19 protein-coding genes are annotated in these 24497 nt (G+C 58.8%); 1 reads left to right on the top strand and 18 read right to left on the bottom strand.

Going from position 1 to position 24497, the window contains the following annotated elements:
* Positions 1–523: 523 nt before the first annotated feature.
* From ACRER8_RS21095 to ACRER8_RS21170, 16 genes are all read right to left on the bottom strand, one after another.
* Complete coding sequence (locus ACRER8_RS21095; protein ID WP_431748133.1) at positions 524–1606, bottom strand: polysaccharide biosynthesis/export family protein; 1083 nt, start codon at positions 1604–1606, stop codon at positions 524–526.
* A 162-nt stretch (positions 1607–1768) separates the two neighbouring features.
* Positions 1769–3181 carry an undecaprenyl-phosphate glucose phosphotransferase gene (locus ACRER8_RS21100; protein ID WP_431748134.1) on the bottom strand — a complete coding sequence of 471 codons (1413 nt, stop codon included), beginning with the start codon at positions 3179–3181 and terminating at the stop codon, positions 1769–1771.
* 13 nt (positions 3182–3194) lie between these two features.
* Positions 3195–4418 (bottom strand): glycosyltransferase family 4 protein, encoded by a 1224-nt coding sequence (locus ACRER8_RS21105; protein WP_431748135.1) that lies wholly within the window; start codon positions 4416–4418, stop codon positions 3195–3197.
* Between the two features lie 92 nt (positions 4419–4510).
* Complete coding sequence (locus ACRER8_RS21110) at positions 4511–5551, bottom strand: acyltransferase family protein (protein ID WP_431748136.1); 1041 nt, start codon at positions 5549–5551, stop codon at positions 4511–4513.
* 9 nt (positions 5552–5560) lie between these two features.
* A complete protein-coding gene (locus tag ACRER8_RS21115) occupies positions 5561–6682 on the bottom strand; it encodes a glycosyltransferase family 4 protein (RefSeq protein WP_431748137.1) in 1122 nt (373 codons plus the stop codon).
* Positions 6683–7184: 502 nt separating this feature from the next.
* On the bottom strand, positions 7185–8507 hold the full coding sequence (locus tag ACRER8_RS21120) for a hypothetical protein (protein ID WP_431748138.1): 1323 nt from the start codon (positions 8505–8507) through the stop codon (positions 7185–7187).
* An 89-nt stretch (positions 8508–8596) separates the two neighbouring features.
* Positions 8597–9850, bottom strand: a complete 1254-nt coding sequence (locus ACRER8_RS21125) for a glycosyltransferase family 4 protein (protein WP_431748139.1) — start codon at positions 9848–9850, stop codon at positions 8597–8599.
* Positions 9847–10848, bottom strand: a complete 1002-nt coding sequence (locus ACRER8_RS21130; protein ID WP_431748140.1) for a glycosyltransferase — start codon at positions 10846–10848, stop codon at positions 9847–9849. Before ACRER8_RS21130 ends, ACRER8_RS21125 begins: the two co-directional genes overlap by 4 nt.
* Positions 10849–11118: 270 nt before the next feature.
* Positions 11119–11643: a transcription/translation regulatory transformer protein RfaH gene (gene rfaH / locus ACRER8_RS21135; protein ID WP_431748141.1), complete on the bottom strand. Its 525-nt coding sequence runs from the start codon at positions 11641–11643 to the stop codon at positions 11119–11121.
* Between the two features lie 6 nt (positions 11644–11649).
* Positions 11650–12450 carry a WbqC family protein gene (locus ACRER8_RS21140; protein ID WP_431748142.1) on the bottom strand — a complete coding sequence of 267 codons (801 nt, stop codon included), beginning with the start codon at positions 12448–12450 and terminating at the stop codon, positions 11650–11652.
* Between the two features lie 32 nt (positions 12451–12482).
* Positions 12483–14699 (bottom strand): polysaccharide biosynthesis tyrosine autokinase, encoded by a 2217-nt coding sequence (locus ACRER8_RS21145; protein ID WP_431748143.1) that lies wholly within the window; start codon positions 14697–14699, stop codon positions 12483–12485.
* On the bottom strand, positions 14700–15152 hold the full coding sequence (locus ACRER8_RS21150; protein WP_431748144.1) for a low molecular weight protein-tyrosine-phosphatase: 453 nt from the start codon (positions 15150–15152) through the stop codon (positions 14700–14702). It abuts the gene before it with no gap.
* Positions 15142–16071, bottom strand: coding sequence for a glycosyltransferase family 2 protein (locus ACRER8_RS21155; RefSeq protein ID WP_431748145.1), 930 nt, complete (start codon positions 16069–16071; stop codon positions 15142–15144). Before ACRER8_RS21155 ends, ACRER8_RS21150 begins: the two co-directional genes overlap by 11 nt.
* A 16-nt stretch (positions 16072–16087) precedes the next feature.
* Positions 16088–17602 carry a lipopolysaccharide biosynthesis protein gene (locus ACRER8_RS21160; RefSeq protein ID WP_431748146.1) on the bottom strand — a complete coding sequence of 505 codons (1515 nt, stop codon included), beginning with the start codon at positions 17600–17602 and terminating at the stop codon, positions 16088–16090.
* Positions 17603–17650: 48 nt separating this feature from the next.
* On the bottom strand, positions 17651–18772 hold the full coding sequence (locus tag ACRER8_RS21165) for a DegT/DnrJ/EryC1/StrS family aminotransferase (protein ID WP_431748147.1): 1122 nt from the start codon (positions 18770–18772) through the stop codon (positions 17651–17653).
* An 83-nt stretch (positions 18773–18855) separates the two neighbouring features.
* A complete protein-coding gene (locus tag ACRER8_RS21170) occupies positions 18856–19641 on the bottom strand; it encodes a hypothetical protein (protein WP_431748148.1) in 786 nt (261 codons plus the stop codon).
* Between the two features lie 914 nt (positions 19642–20555).
* Between ACRER8_RS21170 and ACRER8_RS21175 the strand changes: the two genes are divergently transcribed.
* Positions 20556–22364 (top strand): aminopeptidase P family protein, encoded by a 1809-nt coding sequence (locus tag ACRER8_RS21175; RefSeq protein ID WP_431748149.1) that lies wholly within the window; start codon positions 20556–20558, stop codon positions 22362–22364.
* 226 nt (positions 22365–22590) lie between these two features.
* On the opposite strand, the gene ACRER8_RS21180 is transcribed toward ACRER8_RS21175, so the two are convergent.
* Both ACRER8_RS21180 and rhtA read right to left on the bottom strand, forming a co-directional pair.
* The gene (locus ACRER8_RS21180; protein WP_431748150.1) at positions 22591–22881 is read right to left on the bottom strand and encodes a hypothetical protein; all 291 of its coding nucleotides are present in this window, start codon (positions 22879–22881) and stop codon (positions 22591–22593) included.
* Between the two features lie 179 nt (positions 22882–23060).
* Complete coding sequence (gene rhtA, locus ACRER8_RS21185; protein ID WP_431748151.1) at positions 23061–23945, bottom strand: threonine/homoserine exporter RhtA; 885 nt, start codon at positions 23943–23945, stop codon at positions 23061–23063.
* Positions 23946–24497 lie beyond the last annotated feature (552 nt).

The raw sequence follows: 24497 nt of genomic DNA on the forward strand, positions 1-24497 counted from the left end.
GTGTCAGACAACCCATCTACAGCTGACCCACCGCGTTCGCCAGCAAGCCGGCTCCTACGGGCTTTGCGGCAATCCGGGATTTTGCGCAGAGGCAAAATCCGCTTGTAGCGGTCTGGCTTGCCGGAGATAGCGATTTCACTAACGCCGCCGCGGAAAAGCCGGACTGACAGGGATCGTATGCGTTGCGCAGAATCCCGGTATGCCCCGGGACCTGTAGGAGCCGGCTTGCTGGCGAACGAGTAGCGTTAGACAACACATCTAAATCTGACTCACCGCATTCGCCAGCAAGCCGGTTCTACAGCGAATCGGGGTGTGGAGAGAGTTGCCGGAATGAGGGTACCCCGATGAAGGAGGGGCCAAATCAGCGCCACCGCCGATAACGGACATACACACCAAACCCCGCGCCCCCAAACCAGCCCCAACTCGCAGACAAAAAAAATCCCCGCAGCCGACCACTGCGAGGATTTTTGCTTTCGCTTTTGCTTCCAACTTTTCGCTTGAAGCTTGCCGCTCGAAGCTGCGCTTAGTTCCTGAACATCGCACCGGTCTGAACGATATTGTTCGAACCCAGCAATTGACTCACGTAACGGCTCCAGCGGGTGATGTTGGCGGGGCCGACATACACCACGTCCTGCGCCGCCAGTTCGAAGCCTTTGGCAAGTGCATAGCTGGTCGGCTTCTTGGCGTTCAGGTGATACACGGTTGCCGTGTGCGTCGCATCCTGCGCGCGAATCACATAGACCGCCTCGCCATCAGCCGCTTCCGGGTTCAGACCGCCGGAGGTGCCGAGGGCTTCCAGCAGCGTGACGCTGGTGGTGCTGAAGGAGATCACTTGTGGGTTCAGTACTTCGCCCAGCACGTAGATCTTGTTCTTCGAGTTGCTATTGAGGTGCAGGTAGTCGCCGTCCTTGAGGAAAATCTTGCTCAGTTGCGAATCCTTGCGGTTGAGCGAGTCGACGTCGATCACGTAATCCTTGCCGTCACGACGCAACGTCAACCCTGCGAGGTTGGCGTCGGTCAGGTCCAGACCGGCCTGGCTGATGGCCTGAACCAGGCTCAGCGGGATGTTGGTGATTGGCTGCGGACCAGCCGCCTTGAACGCACCGGACAACAGGATGCGCTGACTGTTGTAACGCAGCACTTTGACGTCGACCTTGACCTCGGTGTACTGCGGCAGCAGGCCCATGCGCAGCTGCTCGCGAATCTGCGAAACGGTCTTGCCGGCGGCCTGGATACGACCGACATACGGGAAGAATACGGTACCGTCGTTCAGCACTTCCCGGCTGTTGGCATCCAGTTGCTCCTGTGAGCCAGGCGCGGTCAGCTCAGGGTGTTCGAACACGGTGACCAGAAGGGCATCGCCCGGCCCGACCACGTATTCCGGGGTTTTGTAGTTCAACAGCTCAGGTGGCAACGGTTTGGCCTGGGAGGCGGCAGTCTTCTGCTGCTGTTCCAGGGTGGTCGGGGTGATATTGACGAGTGTGACCGTCGGACCGTCCGGGTCCTTGTCGGTGACATCGCTCAGCGACATGTATTGACCAGGGGCGAATGCGCAGCCTTGCAAAACCAGACTGGAAAGCAGCACTACCGCTAACGTTACTTTCATATGAATGTTCCTTCTAATCCTAAAAGGTGCGTACTGGCACCGCAGTGATTTCTTTGCTTCCCTTACTCACACCGAACATCGGATCACTTCATTTCATGCACCCGTGCACCTCCCACCGAGCCCGTCGGCTGCGGCCAAGTCGTTTTTATTGGCAGATTCTTCTTAGAATGCGTTCTTGTTGACGAAGCCTTTGAAGAGCGTCAGCAGGATGATTTTCATGTCCAGCCAGACCGACCAGTGCTCGATGTACTGCAGGTCGAATTCCACGCGTTTCTGCATCTTGTCCAGCGTGTCGGTTTCGCCACGCCAGCCGTTGATCTGTGCCCAACCGGTGATGCCCGGCTTGACCTTGTGCCGCAGCATGTAACCGGACACCTGCTTCCTGTATTGCTCGTTGTGCGCCACGGCGTGGGGTCGCGGGCCGACGATCGACATCTCGCCGCGCAGCACGTTGAAGAACTGCGGCAACTCGTCCAGTGAAGTCCGACGCAGGAACGCGCCCAGCGGCGTGACCCGGCTGTCGTTGCGCGTCGCCTGGGTCACCACATCGCCGTTTTCCTGAACGCTCATGCTGCGGAATTTCCAGACCATGATTGGTCGTCCGTCCAGCCCGTAACGACGCTGGCGAAACAGCACCGGGCCTGGCGAGGTGAGCTTGATCGCCAGGGCGATCAACAGCAGTGGCAAGGCGATCATGCTCAGGATCACGCTCGACAGCACGATGTCCTCGATGCGCTTGACCATGCTCCAGGCGCCATCCATGGGCGAGTCGAAAATACTGATGCTCGGCAGGCCGTTGATGCTCTCGCTGCGTGCGTGCAACAACTCGAACATGAAGACATCCGGGATCACGTAGACCGACGCGGTGGTGTCGCTCAGGCCGGTGATCAGCTCTTGCAGGCGGGCCTGCGCGCCCAGCGTCAGGGTGATGTAGACCTTGTCGATCTTGCCTTCGCGAGCGTCGGCGATCAGTTGGTCCAGATCGCCCAATACCGGAATGCGTCGACCGATCCGCGCCAGATCCATCTGCTCCGGGGTTTCCTCATAAAAGCCCAGCAGATCCAGGCCCATCCATGGCGCGCTTTCGATCGACATCGCCAGACGCTCGCCGCAATGGCCAGTGCCGACAATCGCCACCCGCCGTGCGTTGAAGCCGCGACTGCGCAAGGTATGCAACAGGCTGCGAATGGCCAGGCGGTAACCGCACAGCGCCATCAGGGTCGAAGCGAACCAGGCCATTTGACCGTTGTCGGCAAGGTCGGCCGGATGCAGCAGCAGATAATCCACGGACAGCAGCAGGACGAACGCCAGTCCCCAGTAATTGGCGACTTTCAGCAGTTCGCGCACGATGCGTTCGCCGCGCCATGAACCGTAGAGCTGGTGGTACTCGGCCAACCAGTGGAACGCCACCGCCGCCAACAGGATCTGCATCCAGGCTTCGGTGCCCATCGGCGCGCCGGTGAGCATATTGACGCTGTAGCCGGCGACGGCGATGACGGCCAGATCCAGCAACCGGTGGGCGACAGATAAAGAGGATTGATGAGCATGCAGGATGCCGCGAAGTGGTGTGCTCATGTTCTGTGCTCGCTCAGACGGATTTGATCGGAACAACGCGGGCGGTCAGGTCGTTGGCGACCAGACTTGGAGCGACCTGAGTCGCACGGTACTGCGCCGGTTGACGCGCCTGGCGCGAGGCGCTCAGACGCAGTTCGACGAACTGGCGCATTTCCTGTTCGAAACGAGCCTCACTGAAACGCTCGGCATTGGCGCGGCAGGCCTGCGCGGTAATGCGCCCTGCGCTGGCCTCGAACGTTTCGACGGCCTCGATCAGCGACGTCATGCTCTGCTCCTGATAGAACACCCCGGTCGGTTGCGGGTGATCCAGCCCGCAGACCGTTTCCAGCACGCCGCCCTTGCCGAAGGCGATGACCGGCGTGCCGCAGGCCTGCGCCTCGACCGGGCTGATGCCGAAGTCTTCCTCGGCCGCGAACACGAATGCCCTGGCGTTGCGCATGTGCTCCTGCAGCACGGCGAACGGCTGGTAACCGAGCAAGGTCACGTTGGGCGCGTCGGCGGCGACGGCCTTGGCCTTTTCCATTTCCGGCCCGTCGCCGACCACTACCAGGCGCTTGTCCGGCATGGCGGCGAAGGCTTCGATGATCATCGGCATGCGCTTGTACGGCACCATGCGCGAGGCAGTGAAGTAGTAATCCTGTTTGTCTTCCTGGATCGAAAAGCCACGCGTGTCCACCGGCGGGTAGATCACTGTGGACTCGCGCCGGTACGACTTGGTGATGCGTGCGCCGATGAAGTGCGAGTTGGCGATGAAATCGTCGACCCCGGCGGCCGTGCGCTGATCCCACATGCGCATGTAGTGCAGGATCATCCGCGCCACTTTGCCCTTGAGGCCGCTGTTCATGTTGGCTTCTTTCAGATATTGGTGCTGCAAGTCCCACGCGTAGCGGATCGGCGAGTGCACGTAACTGACGTGCAACTGGTCGGGACCGCACAGCACGCCTTTGGCCACCGCGTGGCTGCTGCTGATGATCAGGTCGTAACCGGACAGGTCCAGTTGCTCGATCGCCATGGGCATCAGCGGCAGATACCGTTGATATTTGGTGCGAGCCTTGGGCAGGCGCTGAATGAACGTGGTAGTTGCCACTTTGCCGCCCAGTTGCGCGCGGTCCTGATCGCTGAGAAAGTCGATAACCGAGAACAGATCCGCCTCGGGCCAGATTTTGATGAGCGATGCCAGAACCCTTTCGGCACCGGCGTATGTCACCAGCCAGTCGTGGACGATTGCGATTTTCATTGAAATTCTCTGCAGACGGCTCAAGAACACCCGGTACGTGAAGCGAAGCTCGCGAGGGCGTCTGAAGCGGTTGTTATGACGCAGGCATGACGTCAGACGCTGACGGTTTGTGTCTTGGCCTTGCGATTGTTGAGGCGTTTTCCAAGCTGAATGAAAGGCGATTCGATGTAGCGGAAACACAGATGGGCGGCGCCCAGGGTCAGGAGGGTGGCGAACAGCGCGATGGTCAGCGCCGAGGCGCCAGTGCTTCCCAGAACAAACTCTCCCAACATCAACATTGAAGGGTGCAGCAGGTACAGCGAATAGCTCACCGCCCCCAGCCAGACCAGCGCCGGATGGTCCAGGCGCACGCTACGGGTCAACAACAGGAAACTGCTGATGGCCAGCGCATAGGTGAAGCAGTAGCGGCCCCAGGTTTCCCCGGTGCCCATGTCCTTGCTGTAAGCCATGATCAGCGTCGGTGGCAGGATCACGACAAAGGCGATCAACAGCGTTTTCAGATTGCGCGTCAGTTCCTTGCTGTGCTCGGCCAGCAGCCATTGGCGCCAGACCGAACCGAAGAACATCAGCGACAGCGCCAACGGCAGGGCCACCGGCAACTTGCGTTCGCTTAACGCGCGAACCACGCCCATGGCCAATGCCATCAACAGAAACACCAGCGAGCAGCGAGTCCGGAATGTCTGGTCATACAGCTTGCCGCTAATGAACAGCGCCAGGCACAGCGCGTAAAAGACCAGTTCGATGAACAGCGTCCAGTACAGACCGATCACGTCGTCGAAGCCCAGTGCCGCCTGCACCATGGTGATGTTGGCAACGATCTGTGCAAGGGACGGCAGTGGTGCGCCGGTCAGTTTGAGCATGATTACGAAAATCAGCAGCGACACCCAGTAGGCCGGATACAGGCGCATGAAGCGTGAGATAAGAAACCGCTGGGCGCCGTCGGGACCGGGCTTGAGGCTGTAGGGAATCACCACGCCGCTGATCATGAAAAACCACAGCACCCCCAGCTTGCCCGGATCGATCAGGTAATCGAAGATCCAGACGTGGCCGATGAGCGGAGCGTAGAGGTGAGTGAACACCACCATCAATGCAGCGAAGCCGCGCAATGCGTCGAGATAGGCCAAACGTTTCATGGGCATGCCTCAGAGCTTGCTGGAGGATTCACGGCGCAGCGCGTCGTTGCTGGTGCTGGTGCGTCGATCCTTGGGCTGGTTGAGCAGAGTGTCGATGCGCTGTGAAACGCGCCGTGCCGATTCATCCCAGGAAAACCGCGCTACGTTGTTCAGGCCGCGCCGGCGCAGAGACTGGCGCAGCGGCAGGTCGACCAGGATCCGTTCCATCGCCGCGGCCATATGGGTGACGTCCATGGGGTCGAAATACAACGCACTGGCTTGCAGGACTTCGGGAATCGACGCCGCATTGGCCGCCAGCACTGGGCAACCGCAGGCTTGCGCTTCAAGCGGTGGGATGCCGAAGCCTTCGTACAGCGAAGGAAATACGAATGCCGTGGCCCCCTGATACTGCTCGATCAACTGCTCGTCGGTCAGACGTCCGAGGAAATGAATTCGCCGATCGCGACTGGCCAGGCGTTGCAGGTTGTCATCGGCGAACACATCGCTGGCACCACCGACAATGTGCAATTGCAGATCATCGTGACCACGTAGCATCAGGAACGCCTGAATCATCCGGCTGAAGTTCTTGTGCGCGCTGGGGGAGGACACTGCCAGCAAGTATTCCGGTTGATCCTTGAGCGGCGGGCCGGGTTGAAAGGCGCCGCTCACGGCATTCGGGACGACAAAAATTTTCTTTTCCGGGTAGCTGTAGAACTGCGAAATCTCTCCCTTGGAGAAGTTGCTGACCGTCAGCAGCGCCTTGATCCGTGACAGCATGATCGGCGTCATGGTCCGATACAGCAGGCGAAACGCCCGTGTGTAGCTTTCCGGGTGTCGCACGTAGGTGACGTCGTGGTGGGTCGCGATCTGGTTGCCGTAGAGCAGGGGGGCCGTGCTGCACAGGGAAATCAACAGTGGGTTGCCCTGACGGCGCAGGTAGAGCGGCAGGTCCAGCTGTTCCCACAGGTGGCCGTGGTGGCTGCCGATGCATTGCACGTCCAGGGCGCGGGCGGTGTCGTGCATTTTGATGTCGTGGGGGGCGACGAATACCAGATCGTCACGCAGCTGTTTGAGTGCCAGACAGGTCTGTTCTGCGAAGCGTTGAACGCCGCGTAGCTCCTGAGTCAGAAAACGTGCATTGATCACAATCATTGTGGGCGACCTGTTGAAAATGGAATGGGTCGTGCGCGGATCCGGGAGCGTCCTGAATGAATGGGGCGCTCTTAATGCGGACATGAAAAGGTTGTTGCATGGGCAAGGGGTCGATGCGTTCTGGCGTTGGGGTTTGGCTGTATATCCGTTATAGGCGTTGGCGCTGGTCAGGGTTCGTCCTGACGTCCGAACTGTTTCGCATCCATGCTCCTCGGCCCACTCCGTACCGCCTGCATTCAGCCTTTACCCAAGTCGCGATTTGTCGCGTCTGGACTATTGCGTATGAAAAGCAGAGCGTTCGGGCTGGAGCTAATGCCCTTCGCATATTTGGTGCCCGAACACGCCTCTTCGCTGCACCTCGATTTACTGTAGGAGCCGGCTTGCTGGCGGATGCGGTGGGTCAGTTGCAGATGCATTGGCTGGCACGCCGGGTTCGCCAGCAAGCCGGCTCCTACAGGTTTTGCGGCGTGCCGGCGTTGTGCGTACACACGTTTCCCTGCAATCAAGGCAACGCAAACAAAGCAGGCCGCGTTCCCAACGTAATGATTTTCGGGAAGTCATCGATCGGCACCTGTGCCGAGCAGCGCCCCTCGTTGCAAATCCAGGGGATGCCGCTGTCAACCAGACCCTTCTGCGGCTCACGGGTATCGATGTAATGCACATTGCCCCCTAACACACTGGTGGCGTCGATCTTGATCGATCGTGGATAACCCGCTGTCCAGGCGACCATGATCTGATCCGAACCGCGGGCAAAGCGCAGCAGATACTGCGAATCGATTTCCCGGCTCTTTTCCACGTCGTAGCGGAATTCATGCAGCGTCGGGCTGATGGCCTTCAGCGTCAGGTAAGCCTGCTTGATACTCAGGTCCTGATTGAGCAGGCCGAAATTCTGCTCGGGGTCAGTGTTGTCCGGGCCGTCGTTGAGCAGGCCGTTCCACCACATCCCCTTGATGTTGGGCACCGTCTGGGCAAGAAAGAAACTGCGCGCCAGGAACGCTGCCTGGATTTTCTCGTTACCTCCGCAGCGCCCCTCGTTGCTCGGCCATCCCATTTCGGTCAGGTACAGCGGCACGGCGGTCTTGTTTTTGCTCTTGTCCTTGAGGTCTTCGTTGATCCGTCTGAGCCAGGCAATCCAGTTTTCCGGGGTGTTGCGTTCATCCGAACGGCAATGCACATAAGGGTGCAACGACAGCCCATCGACATAGTTGAGGATGCCCGATTCCACCAGTCGGTCGGCGAACCCAAGATCCATGCCCTGGCTGGTCACCGCGCCTGCCAGAATCACCATCGGCCGCTGATTGGCGCGAATGCGTTTGGACGCTTCCTCGACCATCACGCTGTAATCCTTGGCAAAGGCCGGATTAACGGGGTTTTCCTTGTCCCATTCGTTCCAGATCTCGTAGAAGTCCACGTTATCGCTGAGCTGGCGGGTCACGAAGCTGACGTAGTTGCCATACGCATCCCGAACGATGGGTTTACGCGGCTTGGCATAGTTGTCGTAGAACGGGTTGCCGTAGCCCAGTACCAGTAATGGCCGTAGCTGGTGTTCCTGCGTCTGGTCCAGATACGTCCGCCAGGAAGGTTCTATCTTCATCAAGCCTCGTCGGGGCTCGGCGCTGGACCAGTAGGCGTCATCGCGCACCGAGTCCACGCCGGCTGCCTGAAGCAATTGCAGCGCTTTGGCCGGCGAGGTGTTCTTGTTCATCAAATGGGTGTCGACCCCGATGATGAATGTATCGTCAGCGCTGGCTGCGCAGTTGAGGAGCAAACCCAGCAGGAGAAGCGGAAAGGGTCGTCGTAACCTCGTCAGGCGCATGATGGGCATGGTTTGTCTCAATGAAGAGGCACGGTCCGGAGCGCTTGCTCAGGTAGGTCTCGGGCCGTCGGCTAGTGGAGTCGCATAACTGCATGTCTTCAAACTGGATGGGGCAGGACCTTCGAGTCGTGATGCGCGATGTTGTCCAGCAGGGTCTGGGCGAAGATGCTTTCGTAGCTGTCCAGCATCAGCTCCAGATCCAACAGCGACGCGACGCTGACCCGCGCCTGATTACTCAACCGGGCCAGCAGTTCCGGTTGCTGATGCAATCTGAGCATGGCCTGCCCGAGTGAGTCAGGATCGCTCGGGTTGCACAGCAGGCCATTGAGCGGATCCTGGATGATCTCCGGCAAGCCGCCCATGCGGCTGGCAATCACCGGGACCGAATGTGCGCATGCCTCGACGGCGACCATGCCGAACGGCTCGTTCCACAGCGACGGCACCACGGCTACATCGATCTGGTTGTAGAAGACTTCAGGCTTCTGGTAACCGACGAAGCTGATCTTCGGCGAAGTGGCCAACGCCTTGAACGCTGCCTCGTCGCACGGCTGTCCACGCCCGGCGATCTGCAACGTGGCGTCGAACGGCAGACGCTGAAATTGCTCGATGAGCCAGCGCACGCCTTTTTGCTGGGACAGGGTGCCCATGTATCCGAAACGCAGCGGCGCTTTTTTCATCGGCGGATCGATCTGGCTTTGCCGGCTCGGCGAGTTGCGCGCTGGCGCATACGGGCTGGCGTTGTGCACCACGTAGCCTTTGGCCGCGTTGAAATAACCGCGCTTCTGCAACTTGTCGAGGATGAACTGGCTGACGCCGACCACCGCCGATACTTGAGCCGAGCGTGCATCGTGGCCCTTGCGAAACGATTGGCAACTGCTGCATTGCTGCTGGCAACAACGACCACGCCTGAACATATTGCTGCTGGGGCACATCAGGTACATGTCGTGCAGCACCTGAACGATCGGCAGTTGCGCGGCGGTGATCTCGTCCCATACCGATACCGACCATCCCGACAGGTTGTGGCAGACCACCAGTTGCGGCTGCTCGGCACTGATCACCTGTTTCACGTAGCCACGCATGGCACCGTTGTAGCGATCGCGCAGGTGCCAGCCCAGACGGGCCAGACGCCCCGGACGCTGTGCCCCGAAGTGCCAGTAGAAATTACGCAGGCCGGCGCGGTAGACCTTGACGTCATTGACCGTCTCGGTCATCAGTCCCGCGTCGGGGCCGGTCACCAGCACGCTGACCTCGCAGCCGCGTTTTTGCAGGCCTTCGACGGTCCGTTGCAGCACGATCTCCGCGCCGCCGCCAATGTGGGGTGAATACAGGCTGCTGATGAACAGTATTTTCATAGTGGATACGACTGATTCAGACCCAGTACGCCGGACTCACCGTCACGGATGGCTTTTTCGATCAGGCTCAAACGCTCTTCGGCGCCACGCCGCTTGGCGATCAACCTCAGCAGCCGGAAGAACACCCAGCGGTTGAGGCTGTACAGCAGCGACGAATTGGCCCAGACGTTCTTGTCGAACCAGGCCTGGTTGCGTGCACCGTAGTAGGCGCGCAAGTCCGAACCGCCCAGCAGGAAGCTCTCGTAGATATTGTTGGTGCGCGCCTTGATGTTCCAGGAGCTCTCCAGGTCATCGAGCACCGCTTCCGGCACCAGGAAGATCCGTCCGCCGCCGGCCGTGATGCGCCAAGTGTATTCGCTGTCATCGGCGTAGAGCATCAGCGCGTCCAGCGGCAGGCCAATCTTGCGATACAAGTTGCGATGGGCAAGCAGGCCGCCGTAGGTCGCGAATGGCAGTTGCACCATCTGCAGTTTGCCCTCGGCACCGCGCGGCGCGCCCCAGGGCAGTCGGCGCCAGATCTTGTAGGGCAGTTGCGCGATATGGAAACCGAAGAAACTCGAGCGCCGCTGAATGGCGAAACGCTTCGGCACCCCGGCGGCGATGTCGGCCTGATGCGTAGGACGGAAACCCAGCACCGCGGCCTTCTCCTGACCGTCGATGAGCGTACGTTCCTCAAGGACCTGATGCAGTTTGGCGATGGCGTTGATGGTCGGCGCATTGTCGTCGTCCATCAGCCAGATATGCTCGGCGCCAGCGTCCAGCGCGGCCTGAATACCCACCGAGTAGCCGCGGGCGGAACCAGTATTTGCGTGCATGTAAATCACGCTGACCTGATCCGGCCAAGTGCGCCGCAGGGTTTCCAGCGGCGAGGTCGAGGCGTTGCTGACAATGATCACGCGGTCGATCAACGGGCTTTCCAGCGACCGGCTGACCAGCGTGTGCAGGTAGTTGAAACGGTCACCATAGGTGAGCGTCACCAGCGTCGTTTTAGAAGTCATGGTGAGTTTCCGGGCAAAGGGGGTTCAAGAGTGCTGCGCGAGGGCGTAGCACCGGCAAGCAAATCAGGGTTGGGGCGAGCGGGGCGTTACAGAAAGAACAGCGGCTGGCCGATAGCGCGCAATCTGTGTGGGAGAGAATTCATCCGCGAAAAATACATCAGACGGTATAGATGCAGTGTCTGTACCGGCCTCTCGCGAATGAATTCGCTCCCACAGATTCGTGTCGTGTTCAAGCCCGCAGCCAGGGTTCGATCCGCTGAAGGAACGGGGTCAAACCCGCGCTTCCATCCGCGTCAGGCTGCTGACCGGCAAAGTCACTTTCTGTTCGCGTTGCAGCAGGTTGAGCAGGATCACCGCGCGTTCATCGCCGTCGCTGGCGAGGAAAATTGCTTCGACTTCGTTGAATCCCTCTGCCGTGATGCGCACCGCCTCACCTTGCTGAAAGGCTACTTTCGGCGGCGGCGCCAGCAGGCGTTCGCGGATCTGCTCGATCAGCTCGTCCTGCACCGGAATCGGCATCCCGCCAAAGGTCACGATACGCGCCACGCCACGGGTCGAGCGGATCGGGTACCAGTTGTCGCTGGTCTGATCCATGCGAATGAACAGGTAGCCGGGGAACAACTCCTCTTCGGAGGGGCCGCGGGAGCCGCGTTTTTTCTCGCCATGCTTGACCGGTCGGTAGCATTCGAAGTGTTGACGCTGCAAATGTTCCTGCGCCCGGCCTTCCTGGCGGGGCTTGGTCTGAATCAGGTACCAGCGTGCTGGGTTGCCCGAAGGGCTATCGGCTTGAGACATCGTTCTTCACTCCACTGCAATCCGGTTCGACGGGGTAGAAACAAGCTCGAGGTGCGGCGTCGGCCCGGCCAGCAATCCGGGTTCGGCGGCGGGCGGGTTCTTGTCCAGTTGATACTCAGTCAGCATGTGCTGAACCTGTTCGATGCAGTTGAACATCAGTACATCGATAATTGACAAGTTGGCGACGAAAGGCTGACGGAACTGGCGATATTGCACCGAACCCATTCGAAAAAAACGCACCAGCAAGCGATTACGCGCGAAGTGATCGCGGTCATACAGCACTGATCCACCCTCGGGGGTGATGAACGTCGTCGCTTCGAAGGTATGGGCAATGCGAATGATGCGTTCCTGTTTGTCCACGGGGCTGCCGAGAATCAGGTCCGAACTGCGCATGATCGGCGTGACGATGTGTAGATAAGCACACATCTCGCGGATTGCATGTTCGGCGTACAGCGCAATGTTCTGCTGCGGAAAACGGATCAGGCGTTCCACCAGCGGCATGACCTGTGCGAAGTAGGGCGCCTGCTCGTAGCTTTCGGTAATCAGACGAATCAGCCGTTCGGCCTCATCGCTGAAGCGATCGCACAGCTGCCGTTGATTGATCTGCAACTGAAACCGGTCTTTCTTCAGCGGGAAGCTGATCAGCCGAGCGTCATCGTGATGCAGAATGCGGTTGCGGTTGACCCAGCCCGACCGCACATATTGCAGGTCGTCTCCCAGGACGAAGACGTCTGCGGCGGCGATGAGCTGGAAGTAACCCAGGTAAGGGAAAAGATAAGGTTGCATCACTGCGATGGTCCTGGCCATAGACGTCTCCTTTACTGCTAGTGAACTACTGCTTATTTGCGAACGGTTGTGTAGTCATACCCATAGGCGGCGCAGTCGTAGTCGGCGGTCGAGGCCTTGCGCAGTACGCCGTTGAAAATCGCGCCCTTGATCACGATACCGTTGTGCATCAGGCGGCGCTTGCACGCTTCGATTTCCTTGACGCTGCTCAGGCCGAAGCGGGTGACCAGCAGACAGGTGCCGGACTGACGCCCCACCAGGGTGGCGTCGGTCACGGCCAGAATCGGCGGGGTATCGACGATCACCAGATCGTACAGCGGCGCCAGATCACGAATCAGTTTGTTGAAGTTGTCATGCATCAGCAGCTCCGACGGGTTGGGCGCCGCGAAGCCACAGGAAATGAAGTCCAGATTGCGCACTTCGGTGTGATTGATCACTTCATTGCTTTTCAGCCGCGCCGCCAGCGTGTCAGACAGACCGTGTTTGGGCGTCAGGTTGAACACCTTGTGCAGGTAGCCTTTGCGCATGTCGGCGTCGATCAGCAGCACGCGTTTGCCGGTCTGGGCAATGATCACCGCCAGGTTGCTGGAGACGAACGACTTGCCCACGCCCGGTGTCGGGCTGGAAATCATCAGCACGTTGTTGCGGGCTTCGAGCATGGCGAAGTGCAGGCTGGTACGCAGACTGCGCAACGACTCGATCGCCAGTTCCGTTGGCGCGCTGACGCTGAGCAGGCGCGGCTCCTTGCTGCCCGGGCGGCTCTGGCTGGCCTTTTCCATGCGTTCCTGCTGACGGGAATACGGCAGCGAGGCATAGACCGGCATGCCCAGGTTTTCGATCACTTCCGGGTTATCGACGCCGCGATAGAACGCCTGGCGCACGAACACGGTCGCTACCGCCAGCAACAGACCGACAAGGGCCGAGATCAGCACGATGATTTTTCTCATCGGCTTGGCCGGCTCTTCGACGTTGACGTCGGCGTTATCGATGATGCGCACGTTGCCGATGCTGCCGGCACGAAGAATGTCCTGCTCCTGACTCTTGTCCAGCAACAGCGTGTAGGTCTGCGAGGTGACCTGCATGTCGCGATTCAGACGCAGCAGCTCCTGTTGCGTGGCCGGCAGGGCTTCGATTTTCTTCAGCAGTGCGGCTTTCTGCGCTTCGACCTGGCCGATCTGAGTCATCAGACCGCGATAGGTCGGGTGCTCAGGGGTGTACAGACGTTCGACGTCGACCCGTTTCATTTTCAGGTCAGACAAGGTGCCTTCCAGCTTGACCACCTGGTCCAGCACCGATTTGGTCTCGACGCTCAGGTCAACCGATTTGGCGCCCATCTGGAAGTTGTTCAGGGCAATTTCCGACTGCTCCAGCTGCTTGCGTACCGCAGGCAGTTGCGAGCGCAGGAACTCGAGGCGTTGGGCGGCTTCGGCCGAACTGCGTTCGACGTTCTGACGCACATACAGACGGCTGACTTCGTTGAGGATGCGCTTGGCCAGCATCGGGTCGGCGTCCTGAATCGACAGGTAGACGATGCCCGAATCCTTGCCGGCTTCGATGATCTTCAGACGATCCTGGTAATCCAGCGCCGAGGTCAGGGTGCGTTGACGGATGACCGTGAACTCGGTGCCAGGACGACCACTTAGCGCGGCCACCTGAATCTTCACACCGCTGCCTTCGACGGTCTGACCGACAGGACCGCTGAGCAGCTTGTTGTGGTCTTCGTCATACAGGCTGAAGGTTTCAGGTTTGTCCACGACCATGGTCATCTTCTCGCCCAGCAGCGCATCAGGCACTTCCAACTGGAAGATGTCGATTTTCTCGCCGCCCCAGGCGAAGCTGTCCAGGCCGAACAACGGCGAAGCCAGCTCGCCTTCATGATCAGGCTTGAAGTGACGGGCCATGTAGCTGCCGATGCCGGGGATGTATTTCGGCTTCTGGATGATGTTGAGCTTGAGATCTTCGACGACCTTGCCCAGCACCGCGCGGGATTTGATCAGCTCGATCTCGGTGGTCGCCTGAGAAACCGACAGCGGTTTGGTGTTGATCTCGGTGCGACCTTCGATGCCGATTTTCTTCGGCTCGATCTGGATCATCGCATTGGCCTGGAAGATCGGTGTGGCAAGGATGGCGTAGGTGAGTCCAATCAGGACGCAGACACCGACAATCGATGCAATCATTCCTTTGTGATCGAAAAGTGTGCGCAAGATAGTCGCCAAATCGATCCGGGAGTCCTGGACCTCGTCCACGGAAGTACGGTTCATAGCGGTCATTTATCTTGGATCTCCTGACTGAAGATAAGGAAGCCAGTCGTCGACGCAACGCGAAAGCTGCTCGTAGGTCTGTTCAAAGGCTAGTTTCGGGCGCCGGTAGGGGTCGGCTATTTCCAGTGCTTGTTGCCATTTGCCAATCAGAAACGTCTTGCCGCGTACTTCGGGAGCCAGCTTGAGTACGCTTTGCGTCTGACTGTGCTCCATCAGCAGTATCAAATCCGCGTCGTAGAGCATTTGCCGGTCTATCTGCCGGCTCCGATGCTTGTGTGCTTCGACACCATTGACCTGCAACACGGCCCGGGCCAATGGGTCCATGGTTGAACTGAGCATGGCGTGGGTGCCTGCCGACGAGATCGCGATGCCGGTGTCGAGCACGCGCTGTCTGAACATGGCTTCGGCCATGGGGCTGCGACAGATGTTGCCGACGCAGACCACCAAAACGTTACTGAACATGACCTTTGCGCAAGGGAGTCATCAGTCTTTTGCCGATGTTAGTGCTGAAGTTGCGCCCTATCTGCAGCAGGGTCTGCACCTTGCGCTCAGGGGTGATGGCAGAAAGCGAGTAACCGACCAGTTCCATCAGGAAGTACTCGTAGAGCTCGTCGTTGCCCAGGCGGTTGTAGTAGTTGGCCAACGCACCGGAGGTCTGCAGCGCCATGTGCAGTTTTCGTTTGTTGGAGCGCATGGAGAACACACCGCCCGGATGCAGGCGATACGCAGCCGGTTTGATCTCGGCCATGAACTTGCCTTTGCCGTAAGCCCCCAGCAGCGACCACCAGACCAGATCATTGAGCGGGGCGGCTGCCAATTCCTGGGGCAGAGAATCGAACACGTTGCGGAACACGGTGGTCAGCGTCGAGATTGGCCGCGCCTTCTGCAATTCAAGCGCCGTGGCATCGGCGCGCAACTTGCCTTGCAGTTGGACAGGGTATTGGCCGTTGGCATCGAAGGGGATGGCGTCGTGGTAGGTCAGCACGTAGTCGGGGTGGTTTTCGAGGAAGTCCACCTGGATTTGCAGTTTGTGTGGATCGGTCCAGTAATCGTCACCTTCGCAGAAGGCGATGTAGCGACCCCGCGCTTCGCCGAACAGGCGCGGTACTGACGGGTTGCCTTGCGAGTACCGGTTCGTCTCGTGATAGAAAGGCCGGATCAGCGTCGGATAGCGCTTGACGTAATCGGCGATGATGCGCGCCGTGCCATCCGTGGAGGCGTCGTCGTTGACCAGAATTTCGAAGTCGAACGTCGTTTGCTGCATCAGAAAACCTTCCAGCGTCTGAGCGACGTAGGCTTCCTGGTTGTAGGCTGGGCAGACGATGCTGACCAGGGGTGCGGCGGACGGCGAAGTGCTCGTCTTTTTGCTAATAGCATCCATGGCTTTCTACTCTGTATTAAATACTGGGTTTGCCGAATAAGACGGAAATCTTCGTCACCAGTGGCTTGTAGCTGGCTGCTACCACCATCAGCGTGATCAGGCCGCTGACGGCCAGACCCAAGAACGTATTGAAACGGTTGCCATCGGCAATCATGCGCAACACGGGTTCGCTGATCGCCAGGCCCACGCCGGTCATCACGCTGATGCGGATGATGTCGCGCAGCCAGAGGCCATGAATCCCGGGCGCCAGTCGCTGATGCACGATCATTGGCCAGATGGCGAACGACACCACACGCAGGACGAACCAGGCGATCGCAGCGCCCAGGGCGCCGTAATAATGAATCGCCAGAAACATCGTCGGCACTGTGATCAGCGTCGAAACGACGCTGTACCAGACATGCAGGCGCATCTGCCCATAGGCATATTGCAGATAGAACTGAAACGCGCTGACCGCCATGATCGCGCTGCCCAGCGAGTACCACGGCAGAATCGAGCGACTCCATTGCGCGGCAGTTTCATCGCCCGACCAGGCGTACACCATCTCGTGGGCATGCAGTGCAATCAGCGCCGCCAGCGGAAACAGGAACGTGCAGACGAAACGGTGGGCCGCCAGAAACAGGTTGTGCATGTCATCGCGACGCCCTTCGGCCATCAGCACCGTCAGGCGCGGCAACAGCGTCTGCGCCAGCGGGTTGCTCAACATCATGATTCCGGTGGTGATCAACGCTACCAGCGAGAAGTAACCGTACTCATTGAGCGGCAGCATTTCCGATAGCAGCACTTTGTCGATCTGGGTCAGCACGATCCACAACACCGCGGTACCGGACATGCTCGCCGCGAACGGGAGAATCGGCTTGACCAGTTGCCAGTCGAAGCCGGTCAGCCACGAGGGCGTCGGCATTTGCTGGTAGGCGCGAGCGGCGAAGATCACGGTCTCGATCACACCCACCAGCACCTGAAACTTGAAGAAGACCACCGGGTCGCTGGAGATCGTGCTCACCAGGAACAACCCGCCGAAATAGCGTAGGGTCGCGATGATGACGTTGGCGATGTTCAGCCAGGCGTGTTGTTCAAGGCCCTGAATCCCGCTTTTATAGAGCGTCGAATACAGTCGCAGCGCGATGACGATGCCCATCAAACTGATGCACTCGATCAGCGTCTGGGCCGACAACTCCTTCGCGTTGAGCCAATGCACGGCGATCCAGTCGCTGCCCACCATCATCGCCAGACAGCACAGGCCGGCCAGCGGCACGAAGATCAGTTCGAACGAGCGCAGCAGGCGGCCGGAGTGGTAGTCCTGCACCTCGCTGCCTTGCTGGTGCGCAACCGCGCGCACCAGACTCGGCGACAGCCCTGCGTCCAACAGTTGCAGCCAGGCTTGCAGGACCGAGAAGAAACCGATCAGGCCATACGCCTCGGCGCCCATGTGACCGAGGTAGAACGGCATGATCAGGATTCCCACCAGCAGGGCGTAGGCCTGTCCTGCATAGCTCAACGCAGTGTTGCGTATGACTGAGCGTTTGGTTTGCATGGTGTGTCCTTTCTTGCCAGAGCGTGAGCGTGTTCCCGGTTCCAGACTTCAAATGGCGTTCGCCATGTTCGGGACCTGATAGGGCGCGCGGCCCAGACTGCATTCGGCAATCACAGTGGCGATAACCCGTTCCTGATCTTCCAGCTTCAGGCCCGGGTAGATCGGCAGGCACAGCACGCGTTCGCTCAAGGAACGGGAAGCGGTTTGCGCCGCCTGCGGTTGCAGGTATTCGAGGGTATCCAGCGACGGATAGAAGTACCGGCGCGGGTTGATGCCGTTGGTATTCAAGGCGCTGCGCAGGCGAAGCAGTTGTTGTTCGTCGCTCAAGGCGATCGGGTAATAGCTGTGGTTGAGCTGACTGTCGTCTTCGGCTTTCTGTAGATCGACGTAATCGCCCAACCGCGTGGTATAGCGGTGGGCAATTTCAGCGCGCTCCTGAAGAATGTTCTCGATGTCGTCGAGAATGCACAGGCCCATCGCGGCGGAAAATTCGTTGAGCTTGGCGTTGATACCGATGCCGTCGATCTTGTCGACGTCAACGATGCCGAAGTTGCACAGCAGGTGAACGCGACGTGCCAGTTCATCGTCATTAGTGATGATGGCGCCGCCTTCGATGGTGTGGAACAGCTTGGTGGCGTGGAAGCTCAGGGTGCTGATGTCGCCCCAGTTGAGCACCGACTTGCCAGCATGACGGACGGCAAAGGCATGGGCGCCGTCATACACCACTTTCAGATTGCGCCGACGGGCGATTTCTTCAATGCGCTCGACCGCACAGGGGTTGCCGAACACGTGGGTGCCGACGATGGCGGTGGTGTCCGAGACGATACGGCTTTCGATGTGCTCGGGAGAGATGTTCCAGGTCTGGGCATCGATGTCCGCGAAGATCGGGCGGATGCCTTCCCATTGCAGCGAGCTGCTGGTGGCCACGAAGCTGAACGGGGTAGTCACCGCGCTGCCGCTCAGACCCAATGCGCGATAAGCCACCTGCAGGGCGAGGGTGCCGTTGTTGGTCAGGATTACGTGCTTGACGCCCAGGTAATCCTTCAGGCGCTGCTCCAGTTCGCACACCAGCGGTCCATGGTTGGTCAGCCAGCCGCGCGCATAGATGCCTTCGACGTAAGTCTTGAACTTGTCGATATCGCCCAGGTAGGTCTTGGTTACATTGATCATCGAAGTCTCCATTGCTGACGCAAATCTTTAGGGCTATTCAGGCAGCTGTGCTTTTTAGGGCCGGACGCAATGTCCGAACCGGTTCAGCTCGGGGTGGAGGCGGGGGGCTGATTACCGGCCTTGTTGCTCATTCGTCGCGCTCGGCCCTGGTTGATCCTGAGGATCAGGCGAGTCGCCAGACTTCCCGTATGCGGGTCACCGAAATGGAACAGCGCGGTGGCGCGCTTGACGTCCGCGCCGCATGGCTGATTGGCGTGCAGCGTGCGGTAGCCCCAGAAGAAATAAACGTTGCCCGGCTCCAGGCGCAGGACGTAAGGCTTGAGCCAGTTACGCTGCATGCCTTTGACGATCCAGCTGCGGGTGATCTTGTTTTGCAGCAACGCTTTCTCGATCACGTTGAACAGCACCCAGGAGCGCACTCGACGAATATTCGGGAACAGCATCAGATCGCCGCGTTCCTCTCCTTCAGTCGGGATGAACACGGGGATAAGTGCGGTGACAAGGCTGGCGTCGTAATGAAAGGCATTGGACTCGCGTTTGCCCTGATTGCCTTGTACGCAGCGCAATACCGGGAAGATCCTGTCGCTGCGCGCCTCATGGTGGGCGGCATGTCGGTAAAGGCTTCCCAGCAATGATTTGAAGAGTGGGTCAGTCCAGTAGCTGGCCAACAGGCTTTCGCCCAACGCCGCTTCGCCGTGGTAAGCGAAGTATTCGCCCTGGTGCTTGCGGGCTTGCTCGTCTGTCCAGGCGCGCAGCTGCTGAAGGTCCGCGTCAGTGACCGCAGCGCTCAGTTTCGCAAAGCCGTTGGTATCGATTTCGTCAGCCAGGCGCTTGGCCAGCTGCTCATCCATGTCGAAAGATAAAGGCATTGCATCGCGCCCTCTAAAAGATGTGAAGGGAACACAGCAGGTGGCGATGAGGTTCAGGCACGCTACCGCCCGAATCTGCAGATCCCGCTGTTGTTTTCGCTGTTCGTTTCACGCTGCCGGCTGTTTAAAAAACCGTCTGATCGAGTCGTTGGGCAAAGCTACCGCCCTACCGAGCACTTTCAGTAATTTTGAAAACTTTCTTAAAGCCAACAAATGCCCACCGGCGCAAGCGACACACCGTTTTGTTCATTAACTTCGTAGGCAGGTACAGAGTGATGAAGTCGGAATGTCTTCGACGCATAGCTCTTTGGCTACGCTGCTAAATCAGGAAAACATCGGACAGGCATATATATCGACGGCCCGGGAGTTTCTGTCAAATTATTTCGCCAACATTCTGTTAAGTTTTTGATAACTAGAATATTCGTGCATCTAAGTGTTTGATTTATATAGCAGTCAAAAAAACATCAGCGCCCTGCCACGGTGCGCTGACGCTTTTGAAAGCCGGCTCGTTTGTACGATTCAAGAAGGGGAAAACAACGAGAAGACATTTTTCCAACGTCAGAAGTCAGACGCGGGGAGGGTGCAACGGTTTTATGGCGCGGATTAATTGAACACAGTTGGGCATTCTTCGTTAATGAGGGAGGGAACTAAAACGGCAGCGTCATGTAATGCTGTTATTACAGTTTTTGTTGAACTTTCCCGTCGAGGGTAAGTGCGAAGTTTTTATGACTAAACCGGCCCAGTTTGAAACGTTGGGCAATATTTAGTGTCGGCACGTGCTAACCGCTTGAGGCATAACGGCTCTGATCTTCTGTCCCGCCATCCTGCAACTGTGTCGTGCGGTTGATCCAGGCCGATACGTCCTCCATTATCTGCCGGGTGCGACGCAAACCTTTCGGTCAGCAGGAGATTCAATGAACACGCAGTCAAAAACCAGTGGAGTGGTGGCGCAACGCCTGGCGCAGGCGCGCGCCCTGATGAGTCGTGAAGGTATCGATGCCTGGCTGGTGCCGTCGGCCGACCCTCATCTTTCTGAGTACCTGCCGGGCTATTGGCAGGGCCGTCAGTGGCTGTCGGGTTTTCACGGCTCGGTGGGGACATTGATCGTTACACCGGACTTCGCCGGCCTGTGGGCGGACAGCCGCTACTGGGAACAGGCGACCAAGGAACTGGCCGGCAGCGGGATCGAGTTGGTCAAGCTGCTGCCGGGCCAGCCGGGGCCTCTGGAATGGCTGGCCGATCAGGCCAAGGCCGAATCCGTGGTGGCGGTGGATGGCGCGGTATTGGCAGTCGCATCTTCGCGCACCCTAGCCAGCAATCTTTATTCGCGTGGCGCCCGGCTGCGTACCGACTTCGATCCGCTGACCGAACTGTGGAGCGACCGGCCGGCACTACCGACCCAGGCTATTTATGAGCACCTCGCGCCCCAGGCGACTCAAACCCGCGCTGACAAGCTAACGCGCCTGCGGGGCGTACTGGCCGAGCGTGGGGCAGACTGGCATTTTCTGGCCACGCTGGATGACATTGCCTGGCTTTTTAACCTGCGCGGCGAAGACGTGTCTTACAACCCCGTGTTCATTTCCTTCGCGTTGATCGGCCCGGACAGCGTCAGCCTGTTCGTTACGCCGGAAAAAGTGAACCCAGCGTTGTGCAGAACCCTTGAAAGCGAAGGCATCACTTTGCGCGAGTACACCAGCATCGGCGCCGCACTGCGTGAAGTTCCACGCAATGCCCGCCTGTTGGTCGATCCAGCGCGCGTTACCTGCGGCTTGCTCGACTATCTGGACAGCGAAGTGACACTGGTTGAAGGGCTCAATCCCTCTACCTTGTTCAAGTCGCAGAAAAGCGAGGCGGACGCACACCACATTCGTCAGGCCATGGAGCAGGATGGCGCGGCGCTGTGCGAATTCTTTGCCTGGTTGGATTCAGCGTTGGGTCACGAACCGGTCAGTGAATTGACTATCGACGAAAAGCTCAGCGCGGCAAGGGCCAGGCGTCCCGGTTACATCTCCCAGAGTTTCGCCACCATCGCCGGATTCAACGGCAACGGTGCGATGCCACACTACCGCGCGACCGAAGCAGAGCATGCGCAAATCGAGGGCGATGGCCTGCTGCTGATCGATTCCGGCGGCCAATATCTGGGCGGCACCACCGACATCACTCGAATGGTGCCGATCGGTACGCCGACTTTGGAGCAGAAACGCGATTGCACGCGGGTGCTCAAGGGGGTCATCGCTTTGTCCCGCGCTCGTTTCCCGCGAGGCATTCTGTCGCCATTGCTGGACGCCATCGCTCGCGCGCCGATCTGGGCCGAGGGCGTCAATTATGGTCATGGCACCGGCCATGGCGTGGGTTACTTCCTCAATGTGCACGAAGGTCCGCAGGTGATCGCCTACCAAGCGCCGGCGACTCCTCAGACTGCGATGCAGCCGGGTATGATCACTTCCATCGAGCCGGGCACCTATCGCCCGGGGCAGTGGGGCGTGCGGATCGAAAACCTGGTCATCAATCAGGAGGCGGGCAAGACCGAGTTCGGCGAATTCCTCGAATTCGAAACCCTGACCCTGTGCCCGATCGACACCCGTTGCCTGGAGACCAGCCTGTTGACAAAGGAAGAACGCGAGTGGTTGAACGACTACCACGCTCAAGTCAAGCGGCGTTTGAGCCCGTTGCTTGAAGGCGCCGCGCTGGCCTGGCTGGAGACGCGCACCGCTGCTGTCTGATTGCGCCCGCAAGCCACCGCCGCTTTCGAGCGGCGGTTTCGTCTGGCTGCGTGCGGTCGGGCATGCCACGCTCCGCGGGAGAGCGACTTCTAGAAGGCGGCGGGTGCTAGGCTCAGAAAAAAAGAGAAAGGCGTGGCGCATGCTTCAGCGCCTGCGCTTAACGTCAGGAACAGGCGCAGAAGCCGGTTATGACCTGCCGGTTCGGTGGACCAGCGCACCAATGAGATTATGGCTGAGTCACCTTCTTGCAGACGATGATCATGCTTCGGCTGGTGTAGCCAGCGGGATTGAGCCCTAATGGGAACTCACTCGGGTCTTCAGTGGCGTCGCCGGATTTGGCGATGACTCTATACTGCTTCGACTCGCATGAATCGGTCGCCATCTGATAGCACTGGTCCCACGAGGATGAAAGACCGGAGCAATTGATATGCAGACCGCGCTTGCTCTTAACTGGCTTGGATGTTGCCGCGCATCCGGCGACGGTCAGGACTGCCAGTATTATTAAAATGTACTTCATTCATTTCCTTACCTGAGCGGGGATAACCGCTCAGTCTCTAGCTTGAATTCGCTCGCTTGCCTGAAGCCAACAGCCATGCCCGTCCAAATGAAGCTCCGCAGTGGACAGTGCTCGGACGTAAACATGGCGCAACAGCGTTACAATTGCTAGTGACATCGTGTAACTGGCGGCAAATACCCTCAATCGGCGGGCACCAGAGCCGCCGGTTCCGGCCGCGTGGTCAGGGTTGCACCGGCTGACGCGACGATGATCGCCATGATGGCCAGCCACTGGGTCAGCGACAGGGTTTCGTGCAGGAACACAAGGCCTGAGAGCGCACCTACGGCTGGCTCCATGCTCATCAACGTGCCGAAGGTGCGAACCGGCATGCGGGTCAGGGCGATCATTTCGAGACTATAGGGCAGTGCCGTCGAGAGAATTGCCACGCCGAGGGCGACCGGAACCAACGCTGGATCGAGCAGTGCGCTACCCGCATGAGCCACCCCGATGGGCGCAATGCAGATGGCCGCTATCATCACGCCGAGCGCAGCGGTCTGCACGCCGTGATCGGCCCCGGCTTTCTGGCCGAACATGATATAGGCCGCCCAGCACACACCCGCGCCCAATGCGTAGAGCGCGCCGTTCAGATCCAGCGCGTCTGCCTGGCCCATGGGGATCAGCAAGGCAAGACCGGTTACTGCCAGCACAATCCATATGAAGTCGGTCAGCTTGCGCGAGTGCAGCAGCGCAACGGCCAGTGGTCCGGTGAACTCAAGCGCTACGCCGATCCCCAGCGGGATCGTGCGAATAGCCATATAAAAGAGGAAGTTCATCCCGCCCAGCGCAATGCCATATATAAGCACCATGCGTAGTGAGCTGGCGGTGAAAGTCGTACGCCATGGGCGCAAGATCAGAACCATGAGGATGCTGGCGAAAATCAGGCGCAAGGTGGTAGTGCCTTGGGCGCCAACGATAGGGAAGAGCGACTTGGCCAGTGATGCACCGGTCTGCACGGATGTCATGGCTATCAGCAGCATGCCAACAGGAAGTAGGGCCGAGGCCAGGCCGCTTTGCTTTGCGTTCATTGCTTGATCGAGATCCGGAGGGGAGTAAGGCTATCTATATAGACGTGAAGCGCAATGATGCTGAAGAAACTGTGGGTGAGCAATATATTGCTCAACTTTTGTGTTCTGATAGATTTTTTAAGAAAACCTCACATAAGCGCTTGACGCCCCTCTGAATCTCTCTATAATTCGCCCCACTTCCGGCGCAGACGAAACGGAAAACTCCTTGAGAATCAAAGAGTTGGACGAAATAAGCAGCGAGGAAGAGCTTCGGTCCAGATGCCTGAATCGACAGCGGTGAAAAAGGTGGTTGACAGCAGGTTGTAACGCTGTAGAATTCGCCTCCCGCTGACGTGAGACGTCAAGTCGAACGAAGCGCAAGTGGTTGAAGTTGCAAAGGAAACTTTGAAAACTTCTGAAAATAATCGCTTGACAGACACAGAGGACGCTGTAGAATGCGCGCCTCGGTTGAGACGAAACGCTCTTAACCAACCGCTCTTTAACAACTGAATCAAGCAATTCGTGTGGGTGCTTGTGCTGTAAGACTGAAGTCGCAAGATTATCAGCATCGCA

The sequence above is a fragment of the Pseudomonas sp. genome, assembly GCF_050739935.1.
GTDB lineage: Bacteria > Pseudomonadota > Gammaproteobacteria > Pseudomonadales > Pseudomonadaceae > Aquipseudomonas.